The sequence below is a fragment of the Streptomyces sp. NPDC043685 genome (assembly GCF_056436585.1).
In genome coordinates this window covers 474,756-490,589 of the sequence record NZ_JBWKCH010000001.1, presented here as the reverse complement: position 1 = coordinate 490,589, position 15,834 = coordinate 474,756, and the positions used below count along the sequence as shown (strand labels likewise).

Sequence of the window (15,834 nt, the reverse complement as noted above, 5' to 3'; positions counted from 1 at the left end):
CACATGTCCCGCCTCGCCCGCCCCACCCACGGCCGCATGATCGGCGGAGTGTGCGCCGCGCTGGCACGGCGCTTCGGCACCTCCACGACCACGATGCGGGTGATCTTCCTGGTCTCGTGCCTGCTGCCCGGCCCGCAGTTCCTGCTCTACATCGCGCTGTGGATCCTGCTGCCCGCGGAGAACAAGACGCACGGCGCGACCCGGACGGCTTGGTGACACGACACCCGTACGCGAGAACGCCGATGGGGCGCACCCACTGTGGGTGCGCCCCATCGGCGTGTGCCCGCCTCGGGAGGGTCAGCCGACCGGCACGCCGTTCACCGGCAGGCCGTGGGTGGGCATGCCCTTCACCGGGAGCCCGCCCAGGAGCTTGGCGGCCGGACCCGTCGGGCCGTTGGCGAGCACCTGCTCGGCGACCGGCTGGGCGGCGGCCAGACCGGCACCGGCCGCCGTCTGCCCCTGGCCCAGCGCCTCGGCCGAGCCCGGCAGCGTCTGGGAGAGCTGCTCCGCCGGGAGCGCCGCGGTGACGGTCTCCAGCGCCTGGGCGGTGTCGGGGAGGGAAGAGGCCGCGTTGGCAGCACCCGCACCGGTGGCGGCGAAGGCGGCACCGAGAGCGGCGACACCGAGGGTCTTGGCAGCAGACTGCTTCATGAAATGCGTCCTCGTAATGGGATGACAGGGGGGTGAGCGGTCCAGCGACCGTAATCACGCGGCCCCGCCCGCCGCAAACATCGAAATGCGGACGGTTGGTGAACACCGCCCGCATTCGAGGTGTGCCGAATATGCCCGAGTCAGCCCTCGGAGGGCGTGGAATCGCTGGTGGAGGCGGTTTGACGGAACAGCCATTCGGATTTCAGCTCCGCATATCCGGGCTTGATCACGTCATTGATCATGGCGAGTCGTTCATCGAAAGGGATGAACGCTGATTTCATCGCATTGACGGAGAACCACTGCATGTCGTCGAGCGTGTAACCGAATGCCTCGACAAGGTGCTCGAATTCCCGGCTCATGCTGGTGTGGGACATCAGGCGGTTGTCCGTGTTGACCGTCGCCCGGAAGTGCAGCCGGCGCAGCAGCCCGATGGGGTGCTCGGCGTACGAGGTGGCCGCCCCGGTCTGGAGGTTGGAGCTCGGGCACAGCTCCAGCGGGATGCGCTTGTCCCGGACGTAGGAGGCCAGCCGCCCCAGTTCGACCCGGCCGTCCTCGTGCACCTGGATGTCGTCGATGATCCGCACCCCGTGCCCGAGCCGGTCGGCGCCGCACCACTGGAGGGCCTGCCAGATGGAGGGCAGCCCGAAGGCCTCGCCGGCGTGGATGGTGAAGTGGTTGTTCTCGCGCTTGAGGTACTCGAAGGCGTCGAGGTGCCGGGTGGGCGGGTAGCCGGCCTCGGCACCCGCGATGTCGAAGCCGACGACGCCCAGGTCGCGGTGGCGGTTGGCGAGTTCGGCGATCTCCAGGGCGCGGGCCGCGTGCCGCATGGCGGTGAGCAGCGCGCCGACGCGGATGCGCAGGCCGTTGTCCCGGGCGCGCCGTTCCCCTTCCCGAAAGCCCTCGTTGACGGCCTCGACGACCTCTTCGAGGCTGAGGCCGCCCTCCAGGTGCTGTTCGGGGGCGTAGCGCACCTCGGCGTAGACGACGCCGTCGGCGGCCAGGTCCTCGGCGCACTCGGCGGCGACCCGGACCAGGGCGTCACGGGTCTGCATGACGCCGACGGTGTGCGAGAACGTCTCCAAGTACCGTTCCAGGGAGCCCGAGTCGGCGGCCTCGCGGAACCAGACGCCGAGCTTCTCCGGGTCGGTGTCGGGCAGCTGCGCGTAGCCGCTCTCACGGGCGAGTTCGATGATCGTGCCGGGGCGCAGACCGCCGTCGAGGTGGTCGTGCAGCAGAACCTTGGGCGCCCGGCGGATCTGGTCCGATGTCGGGGTGTTCGCGATGGTCTGGCTCGTCATTTCCGCACTCTAACTCCTACGCGCGTAGACGGCGCGTTCCCGTTCGCTCGACGTTTTCGTCGATACGTAACGGTGACCCCGATGACGGGTCGAGTACACCCGCGCTTCTGACACTGTTCTGTCATGGCACACCAAGCGACGCCGGAGCGCAGGGCCCGGCTGGGCAGGTCACTCGGTCCGGAGCCGACGGCGGTGAGCGGCGTGGTGCTGCTGCTCCCCGGCGGCGACGAAGTGTCCGGCCGCAGGCCGTCCCCGCTGCTGGCGACCGCCTCCGTGCGCGGCGTCGGGCGCCGCCTGGCGCGCGCGGGGCGGGACGAGGGTCTCGCCACGCACGTGGTGCACTACCGCTGCCGCGGCTGGAACGGCGCCGAGGCCAACCTCGCCCAGGACGCGACCTGGGCGGCCGACGAGGTCGTACGGCGCTACGGGGACGTCCCGGTCTGCCTCCTCGGTATCGGGATGGGCGGCCGCGCCGGGTTGCGGGCGGCCGGGCACGAGGCCGTCAACTCCGTGCTGGCACTGGCCCCTTGGCTGCCGGAGGATGATGTCGCGGCGCCACCCGAACCGGTGAAGCAGCTGGTCGGGCGCCAAGTGCTCATCGTGCACGGCACGAACGACGGGCGGACGGATCCGGAGCTGTCGTTCCGGCTGGCGGCCCGGGCGAAGAAGGCGAACCGGGACGTGTGCCGGTTCGAAGTGCACGCGGACGGGCACGGGCTGAGCCAGTACCGGGACGAAGTCCTGGCCCTGGCCGAGGACTTCGTGATGGGGGCGCTGTTCGGAAGGGCGGTGTCGCGGCCCGTGCGGGACGCGTTCGCCGCGCCGCCGCCGCTGGGTTTGCGGATGCCGCTCGCCGCGGGGTTCAGCCCTTCGAGGCGTAGCGCCATGTGAGGTGCCCGTGGATTTCGGGGTGCGGGTTCGCGGTGGGTTGCTCGCGCAGTCCCCCGCGCCCCTTCAGGTGGGCAACAGGCTGCCCCTTCTCGAGAGCAGGAATTTCTTGAAGGCCGCCACCGGGGGCGTGTCCGGGCGGCCCTCCAGCCAGGCCACGCCGATTTCCCGTGCCGCTCTCGGGGCCGTCACCGTCAGTTCCACCACTCCCGGGCGCGGAACGGCCGGCGGGGGCAGGAGGGCCACACCCAGACCCGCCGCCACCAGCCCCCTCAGGGTTTCCGCCTCCTCGCCCTCGAAGGCGATGCGGGGCTTGAAGCCGGCCTCCTTGCAGAGGTCGTCGGTGATGCGGCGCAGGCCGTAGCCGGGTTCCAGGGTGACGAAGGTTTCGTCGGCCGCCTCGGCGAGGCGGATGCGGCGGCGGCCGGCGAGGGAGTGGTCGGCGGGCACGACCAGGCGCAGCTTCTGTTCGTCCAGGCGGCGGGCCACCAGGTCGGGGGCGTCCGGCACCGGGGACGTCAGGCACAGGTCGAGCTCGCCGGCACGCAGGCGTTCCAGCATGGCCTCGCCGTAGTTCTGGACGAGGCTGAAGCGCACGCGCGGGTGGTGGGCGCGGAAGGCGTGCAGCAGGCCGGGGACGGTCTCGGCGCCCATGGTGTGCAGGAAGCCGAAGGCGACCTTGCCGGTGGCCGGGTCGGCGTCCGCGCGCACCTCCTCGGCGGCGCGCTCGACTTCGCCCAGGGCACGTTCGACGGAGGTGAGGAAGGTGCGGCCGGCCGGGGTGAGGGAGACCGTGCGGCCGTGCCGGGCGAACAGGTCCACGCCGAGGTCCTGCTCCAGGCGCGCCATGGACCGCGAGAGCGTCGACTGGGGGACGTTCATCTCCTGGGCGGCGCGGGTGACGTGCTCGGTGCGGGCGACGCCCGCGAAGTACGCGAGGCGCGGCGCCAGCAGCTTCGACATCTCGGCCCTGTCTTGTGTGTCACTGTTGGGTGACAGGCGGCCCTGTGAGCTGGATTGATGCACCATGGGAACGATTATGGCCGATCCATGCATTGGACGGATCAGTGAGGGCGTACGTACTTTCGAGGCATGTCTCCCGCCAGTACCGGGGCGTCCACGATCGTGGGCGCCGATGCCTCTGTCCCCGCCGCCGACTCACGCATGTCCCCGGGTGGCCCCGGCTACCGCCGGATGAGCTTCGCCCTGTTCCTCGCGGGTGTCGCGACGTTCGCGCTGCTGTATTCCACGCAGGCTCTGCTCCCCCTGATCTCGGGTGAGTTCGGGGTGGCGGCGAGCGACGCGAGCTGGACCGTGGCGGCCGCGACGGGCGGTCTTGCGCTGTTCGTGCTGCCGATGAGCGCCCTGTCGGAGCGCTTCGGACGCCGCGCGGTGATGACGGCGTCGCTGGCCGTGGCCGTCACACTCGGGCTGCTGGTGCCGCTGGCCCCGTCCCTCGGTGTGCTGATCGTGCTGCGGGCGTTGCAGGGCGCCGCCCTGGCCGGGCTGCCGGCGTCGGCGACCGCCTATCTCGCCGAGGAGGTCAGCCCCAAGGCGCTGGTCACCGCGATCGGGCTGTTCGTCGCGGGCAACAGCGTCGGCGGGATGAGCGGCCGGGTCATCACCGGCTGGGTCGCGCAGGAATGGGGCTGGCGGGTCGCCGTCGGTGTCATCGGGGTGATCGCGGTGGCGTGCGCGGTGGCCTTCCGGCTGCTGCTGCCCGCCCCGAAGCACTTCCGGGCCGGTTCGCTGCGGCCCCGTGTCCTGGCCCGGACGGTCCGTGACCACCTCTCCGACCCGCTGCTGTGCCGGCTCTACGCGATCGGCGCGCTGTTCATGACGGTGTTCGGCGGCGTGTACACGGTGATCGGCTACCGGCTCACCGAAGCCCCGTTCTCGCTGCCGCAGGGCATCATCGGTTCGATCTTCCTGGTGTACCTGGTGGGCACGGTCTCGGCGTCGACCGCGGGCCGGCTCGTCGGCCGGCTGGGCCGCCGGGGCGCGCTGTACGCGGCGGGCGGCACGACGGCGGCGGGCCTGCTGCTGTCCCTGGCGGGCTCGCTCCCGCTGGTCCTTGCGGGCCTGGTCCTCATCACCGGGGGCTTCTTCGCGGGCCACGCGGTCGCCTCCTCCGCGGTCAGCAAGACGGCCACGCACGGCCGCGCCCAAGCCTCGGCGCTGTACCAGTCGGCGTACTACATCGGCTCCAGCGCGGGCAGCACGGTCGGCGCGATCGCCTTCCACGCGGGCGGCTGGGCCGGGACGGTCGGGGTCGGAATCCTGGCGGTCGTGGGTGTCGTGACGATCACCGTCTTCGGCACCCGGGCGGCGCGGCTTCAGCGCAGGCAACTGACGGCCGCCGCCTGAGCGTTGTGACGAATCCCCCTGGTCGGGGCCGGTTGTCAGAGGGTGCGGATACCGTCCGCGTCGACTGATCACCGGACCGAGCAGGGGGATCTTTCATGGAGTTCCGGGCCGACCGTACGGAGTTCGCCGACGCCGTGGGACGGCTCGCGTGAAGGCGTGCCGGCCTGTCGCAGCCGGTCTGGATCACCTGCTTTCACCTGCGCCTTTGTGCGCTCGGGGGGCCGTTGTCAGTGGGCTGCGGTAGCTTCCGAAGTGCTGGGGCGCAACGGCGCGTGAACAGAACGTCCACAGGGGTGGGTGGAGATGGCGAACGGCACGGCGGCACCGACGGACCTGGACATCAGGCTGGAGGCACACCGCACCGAGCTCACGGGCTACTGCTACCGCATGCTCGGTTCCTCCTTCGAGGCCGAGGACGCGGTGCAGGACACGATGGTCCGTGCCTGGCGCAGCTACGACAAGTTCGAGGGCCGTTCCAGCCTGCGCTCCTGGCTCTACCGGATCGCGACCAACGTGTGCCTGGACATGCTGACCGCGGGCAACAAGCGCGCCCGGCCGATGGACCTGACCGAGTCCACACCGCTGGCCCGGGCGGCCCTCTCCCCCCGCCCGGACAACACCTGGCTGGAGCCCATGCCGGACGCCCGTGTGCTGCCCACGACCGAGGATCCGGCGGAGGCGGCGGTCGCCAAGGAGTCCGTGCGGCTCGCCTTCATGGCCGCGCTCCAGCAGCTCCCCGCCAAGCAGCGGGCCGTGCTGATCCTGCGCGAGGTGCTGGCCTGGAAGGCGAGTGAGGTCGCCGAGCTCCTGGACACCTCCGTGGCGTCGGTCAACAGCGCCCTGCAGCGGGCCCGCGCCACCCTCGCCGAGCGGCAGCAGCCGGGCGCCGACGCGGCCGTCTCCGACCCGCTGGACGAGGACCAGCAGAAGCTGCTGGACCGCTACATGGCGGCCTTCGAGGGCTACGACATGACGGCGCTGACGGCGCTGCTGCACGAGGACGCCGTCATGACGATGCCGCCGTTCGACCTGTGGCTGACCGGCGCCGGGGACATCACCGGCTTCATGACCACCCTCGGCGCGCCCTGCGCGGGTTCCCGGCTGGTGCCGGTGCAGGTCAACGGCCTGCCCGGGTTCGCGCAGTACAAGCCGGACCCGGAGAAGGGCGGCTTCACCCCCTGGGCGGTCCAGGTGCTGGAGATCTCAGACGGCCGGATCACCGGGTTCCACTGCTTCCTCGACACCCAGCGCTGGTTCCCGCTGTTCGACCTCCCCCTCCACCTCGAAGCGGAGACCGACCAGGTCGAGCAGGGTGCGTAGCGCCGGGTCGGGGTCGCGCAGCCTGATCCGGCCACCGGCCCGGCGGGCGGCCAGCTGGAGTCTCGCCAGCACATCGACGGCGGCGAGCCCCGGCGGCCCGAGGCCCGCGACATCGCACACCACGACCCGGGCACCGCTGCCGCGCAGCAGTGCCCGCACATCGTCGCTGAGCCCTCTCACCTCGTCCCGGGTGAGGGGGCCGGGCAGTACGAGCACGGGCGGTGTCATGGCGTCCACGATCGGTAGACCGGGCGGGCGGCCGTAACTCATCGGGGCCGGCCGTCCCGGCGGCGCCGTGCGCCCCGCTCGGCGCCGGAAGGATCACATTGACCGGGACAGCGCCTTCCCCGGAGGGTTGGCTGTATGCCCCAACCATCTCCCGCCGCCGCGCTGCCCGATGCCCGCTTCGCCGGTGAGGAGGCGCCGTGCAGGGGGTGCTGAGCGGGTTCGCGGTCATCGCCGTCGTCATCGGCGTCGGCTATCTGATCGGCCGCCGGGGGTATCTGGGCGACGGGGGCCGGGAGGTCCTGACCAAGCTCGCCTTCCATGTGGCGTCCCCGGCGCTGCTCTTCACCACCCTCGCGCGGGCCGACCTGTCGGTGATCTTCTCCGACCGGCTGCTGGTCACGGCGATGAGCACGGCAGCGGTGGCGGGGGTCTTCGTGGCGGTGGGCGTGGCGCGCGGCTGGGGCGTGGGCCGGACGACGATCGGCGCGCTGTGCTCCAGCTACGTCAACTCCGGGAACCTGGGCATCCCGATCGCCGTGTACGTGCTGGGCGACGCGTCGCTGGTCGCGCCGGTGCTGCTGTTCCAGCTGGTCGGCGTCACACCGGTGGCGCTGACGGTCCTGGACCTGGCGAGCGGCGGGGCGAAGCGGCCCCTGTGGCAGCGGCTGCTCACGCCGCTGCGCAATCCGATAGCGGTGGGTTCCCTGGCGGGGGTGGCGGTCTCGGCGTCGGGCCTCACGGTGCCGGGCCCCCTGATGGATCCGCTGACCCTGATCGGCAACATGTCGGTCCCGGCGGTCCTGCTGGCCTTCGGCATCTCGCTGCGCGGCAGCACGCTCCCGCTGCGCGGTGCGGAACGGGCTCCGGTGCTCCTCGCCGTGGCCCTGAAATCCGTGGTCCAGCCCCTGGTCGCCTGGGCCCTGGCGGCTGGCGTCTTCGGCCTGCGCGGCGCCTTGCTGCTCGATGTGGTGGTGACCTCGGCGCTCCCGGCCGCCCAGAACCTGTTCACCTACGCGAGCAGCTACCGGGTGGGCGAGGTGCTGGCGAGGGAGGCGATCCTGCTGTCGACGGTGCTGGCGGTACCGGTGCTGGTGGTGGTGGCGGCGGTGCTGGGGTGACTCAGTTCTCGGCGAACTCGCCGGTGTCGAGTTCGAGGCCGAAGGGCTCGGGCAGCGCGATGTGTTCTCCGAACTTGCCCGCGTCGAGAACCCGGTAGACGTCCCGCCGCGGTTCGCCGTAGAGCGTGATGGTGGGACCGCCGGGGGCCCAGCCGTCGATGAGTAGGTACAACGGCACACCCGCCTGGGCGTAGCCCGCGGCCTTCTTGATCCGGTCGTGCGCCGCGTTCGACTTGGACGTGATCTCGACGATGAGTTCGGCGGCAGCCGCTGGGATGAAGTTGCCATCCTCGTCACGCAGCACCTGCCTGGGGGCCACTGCGAGATCAGGAATGTAGAGCCCGTCACGGGACGGGACCGCCGTCCCCAAAGTCTGGTAGATGCCCCAGGTCCTGGGGATGACCTCGTACAGGGCCCGCTGAACCAGATCAGCGATGTCGTTGTGGGCGTTGGACGGCGGTGGCGCCACGGTGACGATCCCCTCGATGATCTCCACCTTGCAGCCCTCAGGCGCGTCCGTCTCCTGCCAGATCCGGACGAGGTCGTCCCACTCGCGGCCGTTGGCCGTCGAGTGGTCGACGGTGAGTGCGCTCATGGCGGTTCTCCAATCAGTGCGTCACCGATCCCAGCATGCCGAACGGGACCGGCGGGGGTCCACCGGTCCCGTTCACCCGCAAGGGAAACCGCCTGGTCAGGCGATACGTTCCAGCACCACGGGGGAGGCCGTGAAGTCCGTCCCCGGGGCCGCGATGTCGTAGGAGCCCTCGATCGACTGAAGGGCGTAGTCGAAGCGCTCGGGGGTGTCCGTGTGGAGGGTCAGCAGGGGCTGGCCCTCGGTCACGGTGTCGCCGGGCTTGGCGTGCATCTCGACGCCCGCGCCCGCCTGCACCGGGTCCTCCTTGCGGGCCCGGCCCGCGCCGAGGCGCCAGGCGGCGACGCCGATGCCGTAGGCGTCGAGGCGGGTCAGGACACCCGAGGACGGGGCCTTGATCACGTGCTGCTCACGGGCCACCGGCAGGGCCGCGTCCGGGTCGCCGCCCTGGGCCGCGATCATGCGCCGCCAGACGTCCATCGCCGAGCCGTCGGCCAGGGCCTTCGCCGGGTCGGCGTCCTTCACGCCCGCCGCGTCGAGCATCTCGCGGGCCAGCGCGACCGTCAGCTCCACCACGTCCGCGGGGCCGCCGCCCGCCAGGACCTCCACCGACTCGCGGACCTCCAGGGCGTTGCCGGCCGTCAGGCCGAGGGGCGTGGCCATGTCCGTGAGGAGCGCGACGGTCTTCACGCCGTGGTCGGTGCCCAGGCCGACCATGGTGGAGGCCAGTTCCCGGGCGTCCTCGATGGTCTTCATGAAGGCGCCGGTGCCGACCTTGACGTCCAGGACCAGCGAGCCCGTGCCTTCGGCGATCTTCTTGGACATGATCGAGGAGGCGATCAGCGGGATCGCCTCGACGGTGCCGGTGACGTCGCGGAGCGCGTAGAGCTTCTTGTCGGCGGGGGCGAGGCCGTCACCGGCGGCGCAGATCACCGCGCCGGTGGTGTCGAGGACGTGCAGCATCTCCTCGTTGGACAGCAGCGCGCGCCAGCCGGGGATCGACTCCAGCTTGTCGAGGGTGCCGCCGGTGTGGCCGAGGCCGCGGCCGGACAGCTGGGGGACGGCCGCGCCGCAGGCGGCGACCAGGGGGGCCAGCGGGAGGGTGATCTTGTCGCCGACACCGCCCGTGGAGTGCTTGTCGGCGGTCGGGCGGGACAGGGACGAGAAGTCCATGCGCTCGCCGGAGGCGATCATCGCGGCCGTCCAGCGGGCGATCTCGCGGCGGTTCATGCCGTTGAGCAGGATCGCCATGGCGAGCGCGGACATCTGCTCGTCGGCGACCTCCCCGCGGGTGTACGCGTCGATGACCCAGTCGATCTGCGCGTCGCTGAGCTCGCCGCGGTCCCGCTTGGTGCGGATGACGGAGATGGCGTCCATGGCCATGGCTTGGCTTCCCTTCCGAGGGTTCCAGAAGCCGTGCGGCCCCCCTGAGCCGGTCGCGTGAGCAACTCAGGGGGGCCGCACGGGGATTACTTGGTGAGGTGGTCCGGGCCGAAGGCCTGGGGCAGCATCTCCGCGAGCGGCAGGATCCCCGCGGGGGTCTCCAGCAGGAGCTCCGGGCCGCCGAACTCGTGGAGCAGCTGGCGGCAGCGGCCGCACGGGACGAGGATCTCGCCGTCGCGGTCGACGCAGGTGAAGTGCGTCAGCCGGCCGCCGCCGGTGTTGTGCAGCTCGGAGACCAGGCCGCACTCGGCGCACAGGCCGAGTCCGTAGGAGGCGTTCTCGACGTTGCAGCCGGAGATGATCCGGCCGTCGTCGACCAGGGCCGCCACACCGACCGGGTAACCGGAGTACGGGGCGTACGCCCGGGACATGGCGTCCCGGGCCACCGCGCGCAGCTTCTCCCAGTCGACGGCGGGGCCGGTGCCGGTCACTTGCCCTGCCCCTTCCGGTAGGGCAGTCCGTCCGCCTTCGGCATGCGCAGCCGCTGCGCGGACAGGGCGAGGACCACCAGGGTGATGACGTACGGCGTGGCGGAGACGACCTGGTTGGGGACCTCGTCGGTGGTCGCGTACCAGGTGAACACCAGGGCCCCGGCGATCAGGGTGGCCACGGCCGGGACGTACTTCTTGCGCACGACCAGCCAGATGGCGCCGATGACCAGCAGCAGCGCGCCGAGCAGCAGCAGGGCGTGGACGTTGGCGGAGCCGCCGCGCAGGTTGAGGCTGTCGGTGTAGCCGAACAGGCCCGCGCCGAGGGCGAGACCGCCCGGCATCCAGTTGCCGAAGATCATCGCCGCGAGGCCGATGAAGCCGCGTCCGCTGACCTGGCCCTCCAGGTAGAAGGGGTTGGCCACAGTGGACAGGAAGACACCGCCGAGACCGGCCAGTCCGCCGGAGATGACGACGGCGATGTACTTGTACTTGTAGACGTTGACGCCGAGGGACTCGGCGGCGACCGGGTTCTCGCCGCAGGAGCGCAGCCGCAGGCCGAACGCGGTGCGCCACAGGATCCACCAGGTCGCGGGGATCAGCGCGATGGCGATCAGGGTCAGCCAGGACACGTTGGTGACCAGGCCGCCGAGCAGGCCGGCGATGTCCGAGATCAGGAACCAGCCGTGGGCGTTGAGGTCCCGCAGGGCGTCGGACAGCCCGGGCACCGTGAAGCTCCCGAGGGAGTCGACCGCCGGGGACTGCTTGGCGGAGCCGCCGGTGTGGCCCTCGAAGGCGAGGGGCGCGAGGTAGCGGGTGGCGCCGAGGGCGAGGATGTTGATGGCCACACCGGAGACGATGTGGTTGACGTTGAAGGTGACGGTCACGAAGGCGTGCAGCAGACCGCCGATCGCGCCGCCGAGGATGCCCACCAGGACACCGGTCCACGGCCCCCACTGGAAGCCGGCCCAGGCGCCGAACCAGGTGCCGAGGATCATCATGCCCTCGAGGCCGATGTTGACCACGCCCGCGCGCTCGGCCCACAGGCCGCCCAGACCGGCGAGGCCGATCGGCACGGCGAGCTGGAGCGCGGTGGACATCTGGCTGACGTTGGTGATGCCGTCGGCGCCGGTGATGATGCGGACGAGCGAGGTGAGTGCCAGGCCTCCGGCGATGATGAGCAGCAGGACGGGCCACGACAGGCGGCGGCCGGTCGGCGCCGCGGGCTGCAGCGTGGGCTGGTTGACGTCGATCGCCGAGGTAGGAGCGGTCATCGGCCAGCCACCTCCTTCGTGTTCTGAGCGCCGAGGACGTGTCCGGCGGCGAGTTCGGCGCCGACGCGACGCTGCTGACGGCGCAGACCCCATTCGCGGACGGCCTCGTAGGAGACGACGACCGAGAGGACGATCAGGCCCTGCATGATGACCGCGATCTCCTTGTCGTAGCCGTGGAAGTCCAGCTCGGGCGAGGCCTTGTCGAGCCAGGCCCACAGCAGGGCGGCGAAGGCGATGCCGACGGGGCTGTTGCGGCCGAGCAGGGCGATGCCGATGCCGAGGAAACCGATGCCGGTGGGAAAGTTCAGGCTGTAGGTGTGGGTGTCGCCGAGCAGGATCGGCAGGCCGGCGAGGCCCGCGATGGCGCCGGAGATCAGCATGGCGCTGAGGACCATGCGCTTGGGGTCCACACCGCTGGCCGCGGCGGCGGTCTGCGAGGCGCCGGAGGCGCGCAGGTCGAAGCCGAAGCGGGTGCGGTTGAGGACGATCCAGTAGCCGATGCCGAGCAGGACGGCGAGCAGCACCAGTCCGTAGATCTCGCCGGCGTCGCCCATCGGGATGCCGGGGATCCAGCCGGACTCGTACATCTCGCCGGTGGTGTTGTTGTTGCCGACCTTCACACCGAAGACGTTCGGCAGCCACAGGTAGGCGATCACGGAGGTGGCGATCGCGTTGAGCATGATCGTGGCGACGACCTCGCTGACACCGCGGGTGACCTTGAGGACACCGGCGATGCCGGCCCAGAAGGCGCCGGTGAGGACGGCGGTCAGCAGCAGCAGCGGGACCTGGAGGGCGGCCGGCAGGTTCACGTGGGCGCCGACGACGGCGGCCATCATGGCGCCGAGCTGGTACTGGCCGTCGACGCCGATGTTGAACAGGTTCATCCGGAAGCCGATGGCCACCGCCAGGGCCGCGATGTAGTACATCGAGGCCTGGTTGATGACCAGCACCTGGATGTCCGAGAAGCCGATCTGCTCGAACATCAGGGCGAACGGCTCGAAGGGGCTCTTGCCCGAGGCGAGCAGCACGATCGCGCTCAGGACGAAGGCCACGGCCAGCGCGATGACCGGCCCGGCCACCGCGAGGAGCACGCGCTCCTTGTCGAACTTCTTCATCAGCGGGCCTCGTCTTCCGGAGACTCGGGGGCGTCGGCCTTCGAGGTCTCGGGGGTGTCGTCGTGCTCGAGGTGCCCGGTGACGGCACCGGTCATGGCCGAGCCGAGCTCCTCGGGGGTGATGGTGGCCGGGTCGGCGTCCGCGACCAGCTTGCCGTTGTAGATCACGCGCAGCGTGTCGGACAGGCCGATCAGCTCGTCCAGGTCGGCGGAGATCAGCAGCACGGCCAGGCCCTCGCGGCGCGCGTCGCGGATGTGGTCCCAGATGGCGGCCTGGGCGCCGACATCCACGCCCCGGGTGGGGTGCGCGGCGATGAGGAAGCGCGGCTTGTGGCTCATCTCGCGGCCGACGATCAGCTTCTGCTGGTTGCCGCCGGACAGGGAGGCCGCGGTGACGTCGATGCCGGGGGTGCGGACGTCGTACTCCGTGACGATCCGGCGGGTGTCCTCCTGGGCCGCCTTCGGGTCCAGCCAGACGCCCTTGGCGAGGGGCTTCTCGGTGACATGACCGAGGATGCGGTTCTCCCAGAGGGGTGCCTCCAGGAGGAGGCCGTGGCGGTGCCGGTCCTCGGGGATGTAGCCGATGCCCTGCTCGCGGCGGCGGCGGGTCGGCCAGGAGGTGATCTCCTCGTCGGCGAGCCGGATGGTGCCGGAGTCGGCGGCCCGCAGGCCGATGAGCGCGTCGACGAGCTCGGTCTGGCCGTTGCCCTCGACACCGGCGATGCCGAGGACCTCGCCGGCGTGGATGGTGAAGGTGATGTCGTCCAGGAGGGCCTTGCCGCCGGGGGCCGTCAGGCGCAGCCGGTCGACGCTGATGACCGGGCGGTCGGTGACCGTGGACTCGGCCGTCTCGGGCGTGGGCAGCTCGCTGCCGACCATCATCTCGGCGAGCTGACGGGGCGTCGTCTCGGCGGGGACGGCCGTGCCGACGGTGGTGCCGCGGCGGATGACGGTGATGTCGTCGGCGACGGAGAGCACCTCGCCGAGCTTGTGCGAGATGAAGATGACCGACAGGCCCTCGGAGCGCAGCTCGCGCAGGTTGGCGAAGAGGGCGTCCACTTCCTGCGGCACGAGCACGGCGGTCGGCTCGTCGAGGATGAGGGTGGTGGCGCCGCGGTAGAGGACCTTGAGGATCTCCACGCGCTGGCGGGCGGCGACGCCGAGCTCCTCGACCAGGAGGTCGGGCCGGACGTCGAGGCCGTAGCGCTCGGAGAGCTCCTTGATCTTGCGGCGGGCCTTGGCGCCGATGCCGTAGAGCTTCTCGCTGCCGAGGACCACGTTCTCGAGGACCGTGAGGTTGTCGGCGAGCATGAAGTGCTGGTGGACCATGCCGATGCCGCGGGCGATGGCGTCGGCCGGCGACGAGAAGGCGACCTGCTGCCCGTCGACGGCGATGGTGCCCTCGTCCGGCTTCTGCATGCCGTAGAGGATCTTCATCAGCGTGGACTTGCCGGCGCCGTTCTCACCGACGAGGGCGTGCACGGTGCCCTTGCGGACGCTGAGGTGGATGTCGTGGTTGGCCACGACCCCTGGGAAACGCTTGGTGATCCCGGCGAGTTCGACGGCGGTCACCGATTCGTTGACCGCCGCTCCGGCCGGAGGGCTGCTGGACGCGTTGATGGCGCACTCTCCTGGGGACGGGGGTCGTCTACGCGCGTAGCGCCCCTACGGCATACAAAGGGGCCGACGCCCCGCGGCAACGGGGTACGGGGAGCGGCTCCCCGTACCCCGTCGAGCGGACGTAACCCCGGGGGTTACCGCCTGCTTCGAGGCAGTCGCTCGTCAGCTGCTCTTGACCTTGATCTCGCCGCTGATGATCTTCTCCTTGGCCGTCTTGATGGCTGCCTGGAGCTCGGCGTTGTCCGCGAACTTCGGGTTGGAGTTCGACAGGCTCACCTCGCCGGTCTTCAGATCGCCACGAACGATACCGGTCTCGGGCTTGCCGTCCTCGACCGACTTCGCCAGGTTGTACACCGCCTTGGCGACGTCCTTCATCGCCGAGGTCAGGATGGAGTCCTTGTACTTGGCAAGGGCTTCCTGCTCGTACTGGTCGGAGTCGACACCGATGGCCCACACCTTCTCGGTGGCGGCGGCCTCGATGACACCCTGACCGGACAGGCCGGCGGCCGCGTAGACCACGTCGGCCTTCTTCTCGATCTGGCCCTCGGCAGCCGTCTTGCCCTTGTCGGGGCTGGCGAAACCGCCCTCCTCGGCCGTCTGGGTGAGGTACTGCGAGAGCACCTTGACCTTGGGGTCGGTGTCCTTGACGCCCTGCGCGAAGCCCGCCTGGAACTTGTGGATCAGCGGGATGTCCACACCGCCGACGAAGCCGACGACCTTCGTCTTGGAGGTCTTGGCGGCGGCGACACCGGCCAGGTAGGAGGCCTGCTCCTCGTTGAAGACCAGGTCGGCCACGTTCTTGGTGTTGATCGTGGCGTCGTCGACGATGCCGAAGGTGGTCTTCGGGAACTTCTCCGCGGCGGCCTTCACGGCCGAGGCGTAGGCGTAGCCGACACCGACGACCGGGTTGTAGCCCTGCTTGGCCAGGGAGACCAGGCGCTGTTCCTTGTCGGCGTCCGTCTCGCCCTCGGTGGGCTCCACGTCGGCCGTCTGGTACCCGAACTCCTTCTTCGCCTGCTCCAGGCCTGCGTAGGCGGCGTCGTTGAAGGACTGGTCGCCCTTGCCGCCGACGTCGTAGGCGATGGCGAGACCCTTGTCACCCTTCGAGTCGGACGACCCGGAGGTCGAGGTGCTGCCGCAGGCGGAGAGGGCGAGGGCCAGGGAGGCGGTCGCTGCGCCTGCGACCGTGATCCGGGAAATCCGGCGCATGTCTGGGTGCTCCTGTCGTACAACCGAGGTCGCACAGCGCCGGGACGGTTCAGCTTCAGCGCTGGCTTCGCCGCAGATTAACGCGCGTAGACCTGCCTGAAAACCCCTTCTGTCCACCTTGTTATGCGCCCGTGGCCAAGCCATCACCCGGCCTTGGCCCGGGTGTTGCCGACCGCAAACGGAGGGTGGCGCTGGGTGATCCGGTGCGGGCGGGGGGCTGGGGGTGTTCCGGCGGGATGGAGAGCTGGGTGTGCCGGTCGGGCGGAGAGCTGTGGCGGGCCGGT

At 70.7% G+C, this 15,834-nt stretch carries 16 protein-coding genes; 5 read left to right on the top strand and 11 right to left on the bottom strand.

The features are described from left to right. Positions 1–3 precede the first annotated feature (3 nt). Complete coding sequence (locus tag AC0665_RS02365) at positions 4–216, top strand: PspC domain-containing protein (protein ID WP_468406987.1); 213 nt, start codon at positions 4–6, stop codon at positions 214–216. Between the two features lie 81 nt (positions 217–297). Here AC0665_RS02365 and AC0665_RS02360 read toward each other — a convergent pair whose 3' ends face one another. Together AC0665_RS02360 and AC0665_RS02355 are read right to left on the bottom strand one after the other, a co-directional pair. Next, positions 298–651 carry an ATP-binding protein gene (locus AC0665_RS02360; protein WP_363118446.1) on the bottom strand — a complete coding sequence of 118 codons (354 nt, stop codon included), beginning with the start codon at positions 649–651 and terminating at the stop codon, positions 298–300. A 140-nt stretch (positions 652–791) separates the two neighbouring features. Beyond that, positions 792–1,949, bottom strand: a complete 1,158-nt coding sequence (locus AC0665_RS02355; RefSeq protein ID WP_478507339.1) for an adenosine deaminase — start codon at positions 1,947–1,949, stop codon at positions 792–794. Between the two features lie 123 nt (positions 1,950–2,072). On the opposite strand from AC0665_RS02355, the gene AC0665_RS02350 reads away from it, so the two are divergent. Beyond that, the gene (locus AC0665_RS02350) at positions 2,073–2,840 is read left to right on the top strand and encodes an alpha/beta hydrolase (protein ID WP_478604963.1); all 768 of its coding nucleotides are present in this window, start codon (positions 2,073–2,075) and stop codon (positions 2,838–2,840) included. A 63-nt stretch (positions 2,841–2,903) separates the two neighbouring features. Here the strand turns inward: AC0665_RS02350 and AC0665_RS02345 are convergent, their stop codons facing one another. Next, entirely contained in the window at positions 2,904–3,866 is a 963-nt protein-coding gene (locus AC0665_RS02345) for a LysR family transcriptional regulator (RefSeq protein WP_478604965.1), read from the bottom strand. Positions 3,867–3,929: 63 nt separating this feature from the next. Here AC0665_RS02345 and AC0665_RS02340 point away from each other — a divergent pair, with 63 nt between their 5' ends. Both AC0665_RS02340 and AC0665_RS02335 read left to right on the top strand, forming a co-directional pair. Further along, complete coding sequence (locus AC0665_RS02340; protein WP_478507341.1) at positions 3,930–5,204, top strand: MFS transporter; 1,275 nt, start codon at positions 3,930–3,932, stop codon at positions 5,202–5,204. Positions 5,205–5,507: 303 nt separating this feature from the next. Next, a complete protein-coding gene (locus AC0665_RS02335; RefSeq protein ID WP_468635703.1) occupies positions 5,508–6,524 on the top strand; it encodes a sigma-70 family RNA polymerase sigma factor in 1,017 nt (338 codons plus the stop codon). On the opposite strand, the gene AC0665_RS02330 is transcribed toward AC0665_RS02335, so the two are convergent. Next, positions 6,408–6,794 (bottom strand): STAS domain-containing protein, encoded by a 387-nt coding sequence (locus AC0665_RS02330; protein ID WP_478604971.1) that lies wholly within the window; start codon positions 6,792–6,794, stop codon positions 6,408–6,410. The genes AC0665_RS02335 and AC0665_RS02330 overlap by 117 nt on opposite strands. Before the next feature lie 155 nt (positions 6,795–6,949). On the opposite strand from AC0665_RS02330, the gene AC0665_RS02325 reads away from it, so the two are divergent. Next, positions 6,950–7,870, top strand: a complete 921-nt coding sequence (locus AC0665_RS02325) for an AEC family transporter (RefSeq protein WP_478604973.1) — start codon at positions 6,950–6,952, stop codon at positions 7,868–7,870. A gap of 1 nt (position 7,871) precedes the next feature. Here the strand turns inward: AC0665_RS02325 and AC0665_RS02320 are convergent, their stop codons facing one another. From AC0665_RS02320 to AC0665_RS02290, 7 genes are all read right to left on the bottom strand, one after another. Beyond that, the gene (locus AC0665_RS02320; protein WP_478704277.1) at positions 7,872–8,465 is read right to left on the bottom strand and encodes a Uma2 family endonuclease; all 594 of its coding nucleotides are present in this window, start codon (positions 8,463–8,465) and stop codon (positions 7,872–7,874) included. Positions 8,466–8,561: 96 nt separating this feature from the next. After that, a complete protein-coding gene (locus AC0665_RS02315) occupies positions 8,562–9,845 on the bottom strand; it encodes a thymidine phosphorylase (protein ID WP_468406967.1) in 1,284 nt (427 codons plus the stop codon). An 86-nt stretch (positions 9,846–9,931) separates the two neighbouring features. Further along, a complete protein-coding gene (locus tag AC0665_RS02310; RefSeq protein WP_468406965.1) occupies positions 9,932–10,336 on the bottom strand; it encodes a cytidine deaminase in 405 nt (134 codons plus the stop codon). Continuing rightward, a complete protein-coding gene (locus AC0665_RS02305; protein ID WP_478704276.1) occupies positions 10,333–11,607 on the bottom strand; it encodes an ABC transporter permease in 1,275 nt (424 codons plus the stop codon). The genes AC0665_RS02310 and AC0665_RS02305 overlap by 4 nt, the downstream gene beginning before the upstream one ends. Next, on the bottom strand, positions 11,604–12,722 hold the full coding sequence (locus AC0665_RS02300) for an ABC transporter permease (protein WP_363118460.1): 1,119 nt from the start codon (positions 12,720–12,722) through the stop codon (positions 11,604–11,606). The genes AC0665_RS02305 and AC0665_RS02300 overlap by 4 nt, the downstream gene beginning before the upstream one ends. Next, positions 12,722–14,293 carry an ABC transporter ATP-binding protein gene (locus AC0665_RS02295; protein ID WP_478604979.1) on the bottom strand — a complete coding sequence of 524 codons (1,572 nt, stop codon included), beginning with the start codon at positions 14,291–14,293 and terminating at the stop codon, positions 12,722–12,724. The genes AC0665_RS02300 and AC0665_RS02295 overlap by 1 nt, the downstream gene beginning before the upstream one ends. 210 nt (positions 14,294–14,503) lie before the next feature. Continuing rightward, complete coding sequence (locus AC0665_RS02290; protein WP_478704275.1) at positions 14,504–15,550, bottom strand: BMP family lipoprotein; 1,047 nt, start codon at positions 15,548–15,550, stop codon at positions 14,504–14,506. Between the last annotated feature and the right edge of the window lie 284 nt (positions 15,551–15,834).